Genomic DNA, 12,809 nt, shown 5'->3' on the forward strand with positions numbered 1-12,809 from the left:
CGCCATCGAACACCCGATCATTCCCCGCAGCAGATGAGGATTCAGCATGCCCAAGTATTTCGATCCACACATCCACATGGTCAGCCGTACCACCGACGACTACCAGAACATGGCGGCCGCCGGCATCACCGGAGTGATCGAACCGGCCTTCTGGCAGGGCCAGGCCCGGACCAGCGTCGGAAGCTTCGCCGACTACTTCGATACCCTGGTGGGCTGGGAGCGCTTCCGCGCCAGCATGTTCGGCATCCACCACTTCTGCACCATCGGCATCAACCCCAAGGAAGCCAACAACCTGCAGCTGGCCCAGGAGGTGGTGGACATCCTGCCGCGCTACCTGGTGAAGGACGGGGTGGTGGCGGTTGGCGAGATCGGCTACGACGACATCACCCCCGAGGAGGACCGTTTCCTCGCCCTTCAGCTGGACCTGGCCAGGCAGTTCAAGCTGCCGGTGCTGGTGCATACCCCGCACCGCGACAAGATCGGCGGCACCAAGCGTACCCTGGCGGTGATCCGCGAAGTGGGCATCCCGGAGCACCTGGTGGTGATCGACCACCTGAACGAACTGACCCTGCCCCTGGTGCTGGACAGCGACTGCTGGCGTGGCCATTCGGTCTATCCCAACACCAAGATGTCCGAACAGCGCATGGTCGCGCTGCTCCAGCAATACGGGACCGACAAGATGATCGTCAACAGCGCCGCCGACTGGGGCGTGAGCGATCCGCTGAAGGTGCCGAAAACCGGCCAGGCCATGCGCGAAGCGGGCTTCAGCGAGGCCCAGGTGGAACAGGTGCTGTTCCATAACCCGGTGGATTTCTTCGCCCAGAGCGGCCAGCTGGACAAGACGCTGGTCAGCACGCCGCTGCCCATCGACCAGCGCAAGACCTGGCAGGACAACTCCGCCCTGCGCGGCCAGGACCCGGTGGTCAAATGAGCGCCGCCACGGGCTGGACGCCCAGCCAGGTCGGCTATTGCAGCAACGTGCACGCGACCAGGGACCTGGCCGGGCTGCGCGCTTCCATCGACCGGCACTTCCAGGCGGTACGCCGCCTGCGCGGACTGGGCCATCAGGACAGCGGCCTGTGGATCTGCGCCCACGCCGCCGACCAGTTGCAGGAACTGGCGGCACGCCGCCAGTTCCTCGACCTGCTGGAGGAAACGGGCCTGCGCCTGACCTCGCTCAGTGGCTTTCCCTACGGTGAATTCCATGAGGGCGCGGTAAAGGCCGCCGTCTACCTTCCCGACTGGTCCATGCCCGAACGCCTTGCCTACAGCCTGAACCTGGCGCGCATCCTGGCGCACGCCCTGCCGGCCGGGTGTGCCGAGGGGGTGATTTCCACCGTCCCCCTCGGCTACGCCGCCGGCTGGAGCCCGTCGTTGCAGCAACGTGCCGAAAACCAGCTGCGCCAGCTCACCGCCGGCCTGGCCCGCTTGCATGAGGAGACGGGAAAAAAGGTGGTGTTCTGCCTGGAAATGGAACCCGACTGCGTGCTGGAGAACACCGACCAGGCCATCGCCTTCTTCCGCCACTGGCAGTCCAGCGATCCGCACCATGGCTATCTGGCGCTGTGCTTCGACGTCTGCCACCAGGCCGTGATGTTCGAAGATTGCTACCGCTCGTTGCAACGGCTGCAAGCGGCCGGCGTGCCGATCGGCAAGATCCAGCTGTCCAGCGCCATGATCTGCCGCCTGCCGGGCCAGGACGCCCCGCGCTTCAGGCAGGTGCTCGACGTCCTTGCCGGGTTTTCCGAGGCCACCTACCTGCATCAGGTCAAGGCCCGCGGCCACGACGGCCGGCTGGTGGCCTGGACGGACCTGCCCGCCGCGCTAGACGAGTGCGCCAGCCACCCAGGGCGCTATCGGGAATTGCGCATTCACTTTCACGTCCCGCTGTTCAGCGAGCAGTTGCTGCTGCCCGAGCTTCGCGGCAGCCAGCACGCTCTGGGGCAGACCTTCGACTACCTGGCGGCCCACCCCGGCCTGCGTCCGGTACTCGAAGTGGAAACCTACAGCTGGGGTGTCCTGCCCGCACAACTGCGGCCCACGGACGAACAGGCCCAACTGCGCGGTATCGGCGCCGAGCTGGACTGGGTTCAAGCCCAACTGCACCAGCGCCGCCTGCTGCAACAACCGCTGCATGAAGGACTTGCCGATGCCTGCCCGTAAACCCCTGCTGCTGATCAATGTGGTCGGTCTGACGCCCTCGTTGCTAGGGGCCAACACGCCATGTATCAACGCCCTGCTGAAAACCGCACGGATGGCCAGCCTGCAACCCTCGTTCCCGGCGGTGACCTCCACCGTGCAGGCCTCGATCCTGACCGGCGCGCCGCCGTCACAGCACGGCATCGTCGGTAACGGCTGGTATTTTCGCGAGCAGGCCGAGGTGCGCTTCTGGCTGCAGCCCAATGCGCTGATCCAGGGCGAGAAAGTCTGGGAAACCCTCAGGCGCGAGCTGCCCGGGTTCCGCTGCAGCCAGTTGTTCTGGTGGTACAACATGTACGCCGATGTCGATGCCTCGATCACTCCGCGTCCGCACTACCCGGCCGACGGGCGCAAGATCTTCGGCCTGTACTCGTCGCCGGCGGGGCTGCACGAACGCATCGAAGCGCAGATCGGCGAGTTCCCCTTCCCCGGTTTCTGGGGCCCGGCGGCGGGCATTGCATCGAGTCGCTGGATCGTCGATTGCGCCCTGCTGGAGTTCCAGCTCAACCGGCCCGACCTGCAACTGATCTACCTGCCGCACCTCGACTACAGCCTGCAGAGGCTCGGCCCCGAGCACCCGTCGATCGGCGCCGAAGTGCGGGCCATCGATCATGAAGTCGGGCGCTTGCTGGAATTCGCCCGCGACCAGGGCGCGGCGGTGATGCTGTTGTCCGAGTACGGCATCGAAGCGGTCGAGCGGTCGGTATCGATCAACCGCGTACTGCGCGAGGAAGGCCTGCTGCAGGTGCGCCAGTCGCTGACCTGGGAATTGCTTGATCCGGGCGCCAGCGCCGCCTTTGCCGTGGCCGATCACCAGATCGCCCATGTGTATGTCAGGCGGGCTGCGGACATTGCCCGGGTCAAGGCCCTGCTGGAGCGCCAACCCGGCATCGAGCAGGTGCTGGACAAACATGAGCAGCGCACCTGGCAACTGGATCACACGCGCAGCGGCGAGCTGGTGGCGATCGCCGCGCCGGGGTTCTGGTTCGATTACTACTACTGGTTCGACGACGCCCGGGCGCCGGACTTCGCCCGCACCGTGGATATCCACCGCAAGCCCGGCTACGACCCGGTGGAGCTGTTCGTCAATCCGGCCATTCGCTTCCCCAAATTGAAAGTGGCGCGCCGCCTGCTGCAGAAAAAGCTCGGCTTTCGCTACTACATGGACCTGATCCCGCTGGACACCGGACTGGTCCGCGGCAGTCATGGACGTCCGCCTGCCAGCGAGCAGGCCGGGCCGTTGCTCATCACCGATTGCGACGTGCCATTGCCGCGGAGTATGGCGGCAACGGCGGTCAAACCTCTGCTCCTTCGGCATTTCCTGGGGCAGAACCTTAACGACCTGGCCAATGCCAAGGAGCACATATGCGGCGAGCCATTTCAATAACCGTTCTCAGTACACTGGCCGGACTGGCCCAGGCTGATAACACCAACCCCTTCGAGTGCAGCAATTTCCTCACCTTCAACGGCAATCAGGCCCAGGCCCTGGCACAGCTCAATGCGAGCAAGGAAACCCTCAGCTGGAACTGGTTCAATTGCCTGAACCAGCCTGCCGCCAATGGCCTGGACCGGGTCTGGGAAACCCTCAAGCCGTCGGACCAGGTGTACCTGGCCAACGGCGCCAATCCTGGTGCCTACACGCTTGCGCCGCCGCCCCAGGCAGTGACGCAAGCGGCCGCCGGGATCCCGGGGATGAACACCCAGCGAGCCTTCCACAACCTCAATGCCATCCTGCAGGTCGATGGCCTGCCGCTGGAAATGGATGGCAAGACCGTGCCGGCGTCGCAACGCGGCAAACCGGTGCGCTTCCAGCTGCTGATGAGCGAATCCACCTTCGACTACATCGTGCAGAAAGGCGTCTACAACACCAACGGCCAGAGTGCCCTGACCGCCAACCTGGACTTCCCGGCCACGTCCTGGGAGGCAAAAGCGGGCTGGTTATGGATCGGCACCGATACCACCTACCAGAAGCAGCTGGAGAACGATGGCTACTACATCGCCCAGGCCTATTACCAGAACGACGACGGCAGCTACACGGTCGGCTATGCCGCGCTCAGCGCCCTGCACGTAATCAACAAGCTGGTTCCCCAGTGGGTCTGGACCACCTTCGAGAACGTCAACAACAGCAAATACACGGTCACCAACGCCATCCCGCCTAAGCCGATGACCAACAGCACCGGGCCGACCGCCGAGGCAGTGCCTGTCAACGCCCAATTCCAGCAGTGGTACGGCAACCTGTCGCGCTACGAACTGATCGGCACCCAGATCGATAGCAACCCGAAACTGCTAGCCAACTCGCAGCTGGAATCGGCGTTCCAGAGCCAGTCCTCGTGCTCCGCCTGCCACGGCACGGCGGCCTATTCCAAGGACGACGGCTACTTCAACTTCACCCTCAGCGGCCAGGATGGCAAGGACGGCATCGTCTACCCCACGGCGCCTTTGCCGGAGACGGCGTTCAAGGGCTACAACAAACTCGATTACGTCTGGTCGCTCAAGCGCGCCCAGTGGCAGCGTCCTTAAGGAGCACGACATGAGCGTATTGAACTTCCCCCGCATCTACTTCAAGGGCCACATGTTCTGGAGCCCACCCACGGGCAACAACAACGACGCGCTGCCGCTGTACGACGCCGTGAACATGAAGATGAACTGGGACTTCCTCAGCCAGTACCAGATCACCCCGGAAAACGCCGCAGAGAAGCTGATTCCCTGGATGATCCAGTACCAGCAGTTGTCCAGCGCACCGAAGGCGGTCATCCAGGCGCCGCCGAATGCCGGTGGGGACGGAATCGTGCCCGCCGAGTGGAACTTCTTCGGCGACAACGCCTGCGGCACGGTGTCGTACAAGGACACCGTCTCCACCATCATCGGTGGCGAAGGCCCCGGCGGCGGCTATATCGACAACGACCCGCTGATAAACCAGCCCTACAACCTGTACGGCAACCCATTTGGCAGCGACACCCCGACACCAGCCCGCTTCGTCGATGTCAGCCCCTGGCAGAACACCTTCACCGCGCTGTACTTCGACCGCCTGGAACTGGGCAACGCTGCCTGCGGCCTGACCGCCACCCGGCAGTACCGCATGCTCGATCGCTTCCTCAACTTCAACTGGGCCGCCTTCAAAGGTTTGCTCACGGTGACCGCCACCTGGCAAACCTGCTTCCCGAAAGCCAACCTGCAATGGCGGCTCGGCGACTCGGTACTGCTGAAGAACCTCCATGACCAGCTGGACCAGCCAGGCGTGCAAGGCCTTATGTTCCGCTTCTGCAGCTACCTGACCGCCTACGACTACAACGGCGTGTTCAACGACCAGCCACCGGTAAGCGCGTCAAAAGACCCGGCGAAGCTGCAACGGATGTACCAGGCGGCGCTCGACAACCCCATCGATATTTTCTTCAACCCGGCCTATGGCTGCACTTCGGGGGTACTGGGGCTGTGGCACGACGGCGAGTACCCCACGGCTCCCGACGGCCAGCGCCTGGTGGCGAAGACCGCGGTGGCGGTTCCGCTCTCCTACAACCAGAAGCCCAAGGCGGTAGAGCTGGGCGTGATCTCGGCGCTGGTCCATGACAACCGGCTGTCGCTGGACCTGATGAACAGCTTCCCGTTCATCCAGGGCCCCGCCAAGCCGGGCATCGACCCGCTGATTCCACAACCGCTGAAACTGGACCTGGGCGCGTTCGATATCGGTACCACCCAGGGCGACACCTTCGTTCCGCTCGTGCCGCCGCTTTCGTTCGACTACACGAAGTATCAACAGGACGCGTTCGATCACCAGTCCGGCCTGCTCGACCTGCCCCTTACGCCAGCCCAGGTGACCCAGCTGACCGGGGACAATCCGCTGGCGCTGCGCAAACAGGGCGACCAGGTGCCGACGTCGGTCCAGCAACCCTGGACCGCCGAAGTGATCGAAAGCGGCAGTTTCCTTGACGTCGGCCAGACCAAGGAGCTGAAGATCATGGTGCAGAAGAACGGCAAGCCCGCAGCGAACCTCGACCTGCTGGTGGCGCAATACAACAACCTCTACCTGCTGGGGACCTCCAGCTACTACCTGGGTACCCGCAACAATCCGAATTTCGTCCTGTTCTACGACCATACGGACGACGGCTCGCAAGAGCAGAACAAGGAGAACCTTCCGCAGTTCACCGACTCGGCCGAGGTCACCACCCAGGCAACCGAAGGCGCGGGGCGCAGGCTGGTGGCATTCGTCACCGAAGAGCCGGACACGCCTGGGACGCCCGTCTTCTATCAGGACTATCGCAAGACCTGTGTCGGGGTAAACGTGGGCGCCTGCCTGCGCTTCGAGAACCGCGAGCCATCGGCGATCCGCTATCTCAAGCCCGAAGCCGGGCTCAAGCCCGACAGCCAACTGGTGGAGTACGACTACAAGCGCATCACCACCGATGCCAACGGCATCGCCACCGTGACCGTCACCGGGGTGAACCCGGGGTTCCCCACCTTGCGTTTCTACCCCGACGAGGACGGCACGGCCGACATCCTCTTCAGCTTCGACTACCTGAGCGCCTATGTGGACTTCCTCGCGCCGATACGGGTCCTGCCCAGCGAGGACGACCTCAAGCAGCGCTTCGTCGACAAGTGGAACGAGGTCTACCAGCAACAGGATGCGGCCCAGGTGATCTGGGACAGCTTTATCTACCCGGAGATCTTCCAGATCTACTACTACCTGTACCCGATCATGAACAAATACATGCCGCTCAATAACCTGAAGCGGATCGAGGGCGCGATTGGCCAGCTGATACGCCTGATCAGCAAGCCATACCAGGAAGAAAGCACCCTGGCCATGCCCATCACCCGCGACATGCCGCAAGGCCGCCGCTCGGTGCTGGAGCTCTGGGCGCAGAAGCTGGTGCAGCGCAACTACCCGCCGGTCAAGCTGAGCATGGCCGACTACAACACACTCAACGTCAACTGACAGGCTGCGCCGGGTGACACTGATGTCGCCCGGCGTTTTCCTCGATGAGGCTCCGCATTGCAGGGATGACCCATGCCATTGCCCATTCATACAGCGCAACACCTGCGCGAAACCCTTCGCCCGTCCACCCTTGTCGCCAACGGCCTGCTTAACCCCCGCGGCGTCCATCTCGCCGAGGACGGCAGCCTGCTGCTGATCGAAGCCGGCAGCGGCCAGCCGGGCGACCCCTTCACCGGGCGGATCAGCCGCCTGCCAGCCGAGGCCGGCAAACCAGGCGCCTGGCTGCCGCCCCGCCCCCTGGCCGAGGGCTTCCGCGCCATGAACATGCAGGCGCGCATGCTGCGCGACGAAATCATGGGGCTGTCCGATATCGCCTGCGGCGAGGGCCGCTGCCTGGTCAGCCAGACCGACTACCTGGCCGGTTCCAGATTGCTCGACCTGCAGTACAGCCCCCCGGAGCCGGTGTGTCACAGCCAGGGCAACCTCAATGCCCTGTGCTACCACCCGACCCTGCGCAGCTGGCTGGCGGTCAAGCCCGATACCAACGAACTGGTGGCGTTCCGGCCGGGAGAGCAAGAGCAGGTGCTGGTACATCTGCCGGACCTTGCCCAGGGCCAGGAAGCCGTCCCGGTCACCCTGGTCCACGAGCCGGCGACCGATGCCGTGCTGATCAGCCTGTTCTCCGGTGAGCTGCATTCCACCGCCGAACGCAAGGGCGTGGACTTCGCTGACAAGGCCGGCCAGGTGATCCGGGTATGGCCGGACAGCGGCAGGATCGAGGTGCTGATCGATGGCCTGCAACTGCCCACCGGGCTGGCCCTGGACACGCAAGGCAACCTGCTGGTGCTGGAACTCTGCGAGAGCCTGCAGCAACCGCTGACCGCCGCCTGGAACGGCGAGGCGCTGCATGGCGGCTTTACCCGCTTCAGCGGGCGGCTGCTGCACTGCGACCTGGGCAGCGGTGAGGTCAGCGTGCTGGCCCGCGGCCTGGATACGCCGTCCAACCTGTGCCTGGTGCCGGGCGGGGTGGTCGTCAGCGAAGGCATGGGCCTGCAGGGCCGGCCATTGCCTACGCCGGACGGCGCCGTGGTAGCGCTGGAAGGCCGCTTGCGCCTGGTACAGCTCTGAACCAGGCGGATCCTGTGGCAGCCGCCAAGGAACGCCGATTCCTTGACCTGCCACAACCCTTCGGCAGATAGGCCGCGGCCGGCCTTGCCATCTGCGCTGTCCTGGACTTTTCTCAATCCCTCAACCAGGAGGTGACCCATGGCAACCATGAAAGCAGCCGTTTTCGTAGAGCCCGGCCGGATCGAGCTGACGGACAAACCCATACCGCAGGTCGGCCCCACCGATGCGCTGATCCGCATCACCACCACGACCATCTGCGGCACCGACGTGCATATCCTCAAGGGCGAATACCCCATTGCCCGCGGCCTGACCGTGGGCCATGAACCGGTCGGGGTGATCGAGAAACTGGGCAGCGCGGTCAAGGGTTACAAGGAGGGCCAGCGGGTGATCGCCGGCGCGATCTGTCCGAACTTCAACTCCTACGCCGCCCAGGATGGCGTGGCCTCCCAGGACGGCAGCTACCTGCAGGAGTCAGGGCGCTGCGAATGCCATGGCTACAAGGCCACCGCCGGCTGGCGCTTCGGCAACCTCATCGACGGCACTCAGGCCGAGTACGTGCTGGTGCCGGACGCCGAGGGCAACCTGGCGCCCATCCCCGACGGGCTGAGCGACGAACAGGTGCTGATGTGCCCGGACATCATGTCCACCGGCTTCAAGGGCGCGGAGAATGCCAACATCCGCATCGGCGATACCGTGGTGATCTTCGCCCAGGGCCCCATCGGCCTGTGTGCCACCGCCGGCGCACGCCTGCTCGGGGCCTCGACCATCATCGCGGTGGACGGCAACGACCACCGCCTGGGCATTTCCCGCAACATGGGCGCCGATATCACCCTGAACTTCAACCAATGCGATGTGATCGACGAGGTGATGAAGCTGACCCGCGGCCGCGGCGCCGACTCGTCCATCGAGTGCCTGGGCCTGCCGAGCACCTTCGAACAGGCCATGAAGGTGCTCAAGCCCGGCGGTACGCTGTCCAGCCTGGGAGTGTATTCCAGCGACGTGAAGATTCCCCTGGGCGCGTTCGCCGCAGGCCTGGGTGATCATCGCATCAACACCGCGCTCTGCCCGGGCGGCAAGGAGCGCATGCGTCGGCTGATGAGCGTGATCGCCTCCAATCGCGCGGATTTCGGGGCACTGGTCACCCATCACTACGCACTGGGCGATATCGTCGAAGCCTACGACCTGTTCGCCCACCAGCGCGATGGCGTACTGAAGATCGCCATCAAGCCCTGAGAGACATGCTCGGGACCTCTACCCGAGCATTCCCTTGCCCATCAGCAGCCTAGGCGCCGGAGCCCCCGCCATCTGGCGCTCGACCACAGCCACAGCCCCCTTGTGCCCGGATGCCGCCCAGCCCCGGCCTTCGCCTCCCTGCTCGCGCGTCTTTACCTAATCCTTACCCAAGCCTGACAAAGCCAGCGCCCGGGTACTGATAATCTTTCCCAACTAATTGCTTAGCCAAGCATCTAATTTCCATCACACGCTTCCTGCCGATGACCACCGAAGACCAAGACTTCTTGAACTCCCGAACCCGCCAACTCGATGCCTATCGCTGGGCCTTGCTGCGGGAAAAGCACGGCCTGCTCGGCTCACTGCTGCGTACCCTGCGCGACACCGCGGCGGACCTGGCCCTGGGCATTGGCGCCCGGGCCCTGGCCGGCGAGGCGAGTACCGAGGGCGCCAAACGCATTCTGGTCTTGCACGGGTCACCCAAGCTGCTGGCGCAACGGCGCAAGAATGGTTTGATCAAGGCCTTGCGCCAGCGCGGCCACGAGGTCGTCGAGGATGCCATCGAGCCGCTGGGCACTGCCGTGCGGCACAAACGCCTGTACCGCCCGGCCTTGCGCGTGCCCCTGCGCTACTACGCCCATGCTGCCTACGCCGAATGGCTGGCACGCCATCACAACCCGGGGCTGGTCCTCAACGAACGCCACGGCAGCCTGGTGATTCCGTTCCTGCGCCTGTCGCTGAACCATCAGGGCCGCCACCTGGCCCAGTTGTCCCATGCCACTTCGGTCGATCATTCCCGACGGCTGAGCATGACCGACTACGACTACTACCTGCTGTTCGGCCAGAGCTCGCTGCAAGCCCTGCAACGCCGCAACCTGCGCTTTGGCAGCACCCGGGCGATCCTCACCGGGTCGTACCTGATCGATCAGCGATACGACATGCCGGCGCCCCACAGCGAGCTGCGAGTACTGGTCCTGGGCGTCGGTCCGGACAAGGAAGCACGCCCCGGCTACGAGCGCACCTACGAACTGATTTGCCAGTGGGCAGCCCGTCATCCTCAAGTCCCGGTGACGTTCAAGGCGCACCCGCGCAGCCGCATGACGTTCTGGAAAGCCGCCGCCGCCCGTGTTGGCAATATCCACCTGGCTGCGCCCCATACCTCCCTGGCCGAGGCGCTGGAACAGAGTTCGGTGGTACTCAACATCATGTCCAACGCCGCCCTGGAGGCTTGCCTGGCCAATCGTGCGGTGGTCTATGTCAATGCCAGCGGAGATGCCGATGTGCTTGAACAGGCGCGCTTTTTCGGCAACTGCGTGAATGATCTGGAAAGCCTGGAGGAACGCCTGGACTGGCTGTCCGCTCACTACCAGCAGGCCCTGAGCGGCGCCCGGGCCTTCGCCGAGTATCACCTGGCCCATGGTCTCCAGGGGCAGAACAAGACAGCCGAAGTGATCGACTGCCTGATCCAGCAGCAAACGCTGCCCGGCACTGAATTGAACGAAACCTTCGGCTGAACCGTCATCTCGCCACCTTTGCGGAACCCCATGATCGCCAAGAAAATTCACTACTGCTGGTTCGGCGGCAAGCCGCTGCCATTGCTGGCCCGCCGCTGCCTGGCGTCCTGGGCCCGGCATCTGCCGGACTACGAAATCATTCGCTGGGACGAGTCGAATGTCGATGTGCATGCCCACAGGTTCACAGCGGCGGCCCATAACGCCGGACGCTATGCCTTCGTCGCCGACTACGTACGCATGCAGGTGCTGGCCCGGGAAGGCGGTATCTACCTGGACACCGATGTCGAGGTGCTGGCGCCCTTCGCACCGATGCTCGACAACCAGTTCTTCATTGGCCTGGAATGGGACGCACGCTTCGGCACCGCGGTGATCGGCGCCGTACCTGGGCACTGGCTGCCCAAGGCCATGCTGGCCTGGTATGACCGGGTGCGCTTCGACACGGCACGCTTGGCAGAGCTGGTAAATGTCAATGAAGTCAGCCGCCTGCTGGTGCTCAAGGGCTTTTCAGCCAGCTATCAGGAACAGGTGATCGGCTGGGATCGGGTGTACCCGGTCGGCGTGTTCGCCGATCCCCATCGACAGGCAGCCGACGGTGTCAGGCCGACGACACGGCACCTGTATGCCGGCAGTTGGCGCAATCGCCAGCACAAAGGCCTGCTGAGCCGCACCTGGCGCAACCTGCGCAAAATGCCGCACAACCTCGGCCACGCTACGCAACTCTGTCGTTACCTGACTGCAACCTGGGTCCGGCAGGCACTGAAGGACAAGGGGAACAACTGATGAAGACGGTGTTTGCAAGCGGCAGCGATAACGTCGGCGATGAGCTCAACGAATGGATCTGGCCAGCGCTGCTCGGCGATATCCAGCGCGAAGGGGTGGCCCTGCTGGGTATCGGCACCCTGCTGAACGAGGCGTTCTGCCGTCGTCTCGACTCGGCCGAACGCATCCTGGTGCTTGGCAGCGGCGCAGGCTATGGCAAGCCGCCGACGCTCGACCGACGCTGGCGCTTCCATGCCGTCCGTGGCTTGCGCACGGCCCGCGCCCTGGGCCTGGACGACGATCGCGCGGTAGCCGACCCGGCCTACCTGCTGGCCAGCCTCGACTGGCGCAGCGCTCGCGCTCACGGCGACGTGGTAGTGGTCCCGCACCATCGCTCCCTGCGCTACCTGGACTGGCAACGGGTGTGTGCCGCTGCCGGAGTGCGCTTCGTCTCCCCCTTGCTGCCCGCTGCGCAATTCATGCAGGCCATCGCCGGCGCCCGGCTGGTCCTGAGCGAAGCCATGCACGGCGCGATCCTCGCCGATGTGGCGCGTGTCCCCTGGCAAGGCTTCGGCTTCGGCGGCCAGTTCAACCAGGACAAGTGGCTGGACTGGGCGCAGATGTTGGACCTGGACCTGTGCATCCGCCATTTGCCCGGTTTCTATGATCCGGCCCGCTTCAGCCAAGACCGCCCGCTGCGCTATCACCTCGGCAAAGTGTTCAAGTCCAGCTTGAGCCGGGCCGGCCTTGGTCGAGAGAAATGGCAGCGCATGACCCTGCCCTCGTTCCAGCCCGCCCGGGCCGAGGCCGCACTGGCCCGGCAACTGGGCGAACTTGCCGGACTGCCGGGCACACTCAGCAGCACCGCCCGTCTGCATGGCCGCGTGGAACAGTTGTACCAGCGCGTCGACGAACTGCGCGCAGAGTTGCAGGCCCCCCCGGCCAAGCGCCTGCAAGGCGATGGCCTGGCATTTCTCGCCACGGCCTGAATGAAAAATCCACCTTGTTGACGGAATTTTCACTGTCGTCCGCATAGCGTGAGCCACCCG

At 64.5% G+C, this 12,809-nt stretch carries 10 protein-coding genes; all 10 read left to right on the plus strand.

Annotation, left to right across the window (positions count from 1 at the left end):
• Positions 1–46: 46 nt before the first annotated feature.
• Positions 47–931 carry a TatD family hydrolase gene (locus N7650_RS13390; protein ID WP_279898605.1) on the plus strand — a complete coding sequence of 295 codons (885 nt, stop codon included), beginning with the start codon at positions 47–49 and terminating at the stop codon, positions 929–931.
• Positions 928–2,163, plus strand: a complete 1,236-nt coding sequence (gene eboE, locus N7650_RS13395; RefSeq protein WP_279898607.1) for a metabolite traffic protein EboE — start codon at positions 928–930, stop codon at positions 2,161–2,163. The genes N7650_RS13390 and eboE overlap by 4 nt, the downstream gene beginning before the upstream one ends.
• Positions 2,150–3,586 carry an alkaline phosphatase family protein gene (locus tag N7650_RS13400; RefSeq protein ID WP_279898608.1) on the plus strand — a complete coding sequence of 479 codons (1,437 nt, stop codon included), beginning with the start codon at positions 2,150–2,152 and terminating at the stop codon, positions 3,584–3,586. Before eboE ends, N7650_RS13400 begins: the two co-directional genes overlap by 14 nt.
• Positions 3,565–4,719, plus strand: coding sequence for a hypothetical protein (locus tag N7650_RS13405; RefSeq protein ID WP_279898610.1), 1,155 nt, complete (start codon positions 3,565–3,567; stop codon positions 4,717–4,719). Before N7650_RS13400 ends, N7650_RS13405 begins: the two co-directional genes overlap by 22 nt.
• 10 nt (positions 4,720–4,729) lie before the next feature.
• Positions 4,730–7,129, plus strand: coding sequence for a hypothetical protein (locus tag N7650_RS13410; RefSeq protein WP_279898611.1), 2,400 nt, complete (start codon positions 4,730–4,732; stop codon positions 7,127–7,129).
• 72 nt (positions 7,130–7,201) lie between these two features.
• Positions 7,202–8,257 (plus strand): hypothetical protein, encoded by a 1,056-nt coding sequence (locus N7650_RS13415; protein ID WP_279898612.1) that lies wholly within the window; start codon positions 7,202–7,204, stop codon positions 8,255–8,257.
• Positions 8,258–8,395: 138 nt separating this feature from the next.
• Positions 8,396–9,490, plus strand: coding sequence for an NAD(P)-dependent alcohol dehydrogenase (locus N7650_RS13420; RefSeq protein ID WP_279898614.1), 1,095 nt, complete (start codon positions 8,396–8,398; stop codon positions 9,488–9,490).
• Between the two features lie 284 nt (positions 9,491–9,774).
• Positions 9,775–11,001: a capsule biosynthesis protein gene (locus tag N7650_RS13425; protein WP_279898615.1), complete on the plus strand. Its 1,227-nt coding sequence runs from the start codon at positions 9,775–9,777 to the stop codon at positions 10,999–11,001.
• Between the two features lie 30 nt (positions 11,002–11,031).
• Entirely contained in the window at positions 11,032–11,781 is a 750-nt protein-coding gene (locus N7650_RS13430) for a glycosyltransferase (protein WP_279898616.1), read from the plus strand.
• Positions 11,781–12,749, plus strand: coding sequence for a polysaccharide pyruvyl transferase family protein (locus N7650_RS13435; protein WP_279898618.1), 969 nt, complete (start codon positions 11,781–11,783; stop codon positions 12,747–12,749). The genes N7650_RS13430 and N7650_RS13435 overlap by 1 nt, the downstream gene beginning before the upstream one ends.
• The last annotated feature ends 60 nt before the right edge of the window (positions 12,750–12,809 follow it).

Source organism: Pseudomonas sp. GD04058 (genome assembly GCF_029836855.1).
Classification (GTDB): domain Bacteria; phylum Pseudomonadota; class Gammaproteobacteria; order Pseudomonadales; family Pseudomonadaceae; genus Aquipseudomonas; species Aquipseudomonas bharatica.

What these genes read in the sequence shown, in the direction of transcription:
- N7650_RS13390 (WP_279898605.1), top strand. Translation starts at nt 47, where the DNA reads ATGCCCAAGTATTTCGATCCACACATCCACATGGTCAGCCGTACCACC.
- eboE (WP_279898607.1), top strand. Translation starts at nt 928, where the DNA reads ATGAGCGCCGCCACGGGCTGGACGCCCAGCCAGGTCGGCTATTGCAGC.
- N7650_RS13400 (WP_279898608.1), top strand. Translation starts at nt 2,150, where the DNA reads ATGCCTGCCCGTAAACCCCTGCTGCTGATCAATGTGGTCGGTCTGACG.
- N7650_RS13405 (WP_279898610.1), top strand. Translation starts at nt 3,565, where the DNA reads ATGCGGCGAGCCATTTCAATAACCGTTCTCAGTACACTGGCCGGACTG.
- N7650_RS13410 (WP_279898611.1), top strand. Translation starts at nt 4,730, where the DNA reads ATGAGCGTATTGAACTTCCCCCGCATCTACTTCAAGGGCCACATGTTC.
- N7650_RS13415 (WP_279898612.1), top strand. Translation starts at nt 7,202, where the DNA reads ATGCCATTGCCCATTCATACAGCGCAACACCTGCGCGAAACCCTTCGC.
- N7650_RS13420 (WP_279898614.1), top strand. Translation starts at nt 8,396, where the DNA reads ATGGCAACCATGAAAGCAGCCGTTTTCGTAGAGCCCGGCCGGATCGAG.
- N7650_RS13430 (WP_279898616.1), top strand. Translation starts at nt 11,032, where the DNA reads ATGATCGCCAAGAAAATTCACTACTGCTGGTTCGGCGGCAAGCCGCTG.
- N7650_RS13435 (WP_279898618.1), top strand. Translation starts at nt 11,781, where the DNA reads ATGAAGACGGTGTTTGCAAGCGGCAGCGATAACGTCGGCGATGAGCTC.